The organism is Mesorhizobium tamadayense (assembly GCF_003863365.1).
Classification (GTDB): Bacteria; Pseudomonadota; Alphaproteobacteria; order Rhizobiales; family Rhizobiaceae; genus Mesorhizobium; species Mesorhizobium tamadayense.
Map to the genome: position 1 here is coordinate 1 of NZ_RQXT01000228.1, position 519 is coordinate 519.

1 protein-coding gene is annotated in these 519 nt (G+C 64.0%); it reads right to left on the reverse strand.

Annotated elements, in window-relative coordinates; all coding sequences use genetic code 11:
* Window positions 1-519 (reverse strand): MHYT domain-containing protein (locus tag EH240_RS38425; RefSeq protein WP_483466613.1); only part of this gene is annotated, 519 nt, incomplete at both ends.

Here is a 519-nt window from a genome sequence, read left to right on the forward strand (position 1 = left end):
GCTGCCGTCCGTCGCGCATAGCTCCACCTCCAGCGGCGTTTGCGCGGTGCCCGTGAGTTCGCCTCGGAAAGCCTTGGGAAAGAAGGACGTGAACGGGCGTCCGACCGGCTGAGAGCCGTCGACGCAGGCAAGCGCGGAGAAACTGCGATTGGCAGCCACGATCTCGGTTTCGTTGCACACGATTAGCCCCTCGACGGCCGCGTCGACCAGCTCCTGCATACGCGCTATCTCGCCGGCGCGACGCAGATCACGCACATCGAGGGCGAGGCCGATGATGGCCAAAAGGATAATGACGACCGAAACGAGGGCTACGCCAGCCGCCATCCAGTCCGCCGGCAACGCCGTTGCGGAAATGACAACGCGCGGGTCTGGCATGATTGCGGCCGCGCCCATCGCCGTGAAATGGTGGCTGCAAATCGCTACCGTCAACACGAGGGCACCGAGCGCCTTCCACTTGACCGTGTTGGCGTAAAGGGCAACCGGTAATGCGGCCGCGCCGAACAGCCCACCAAGAATGAT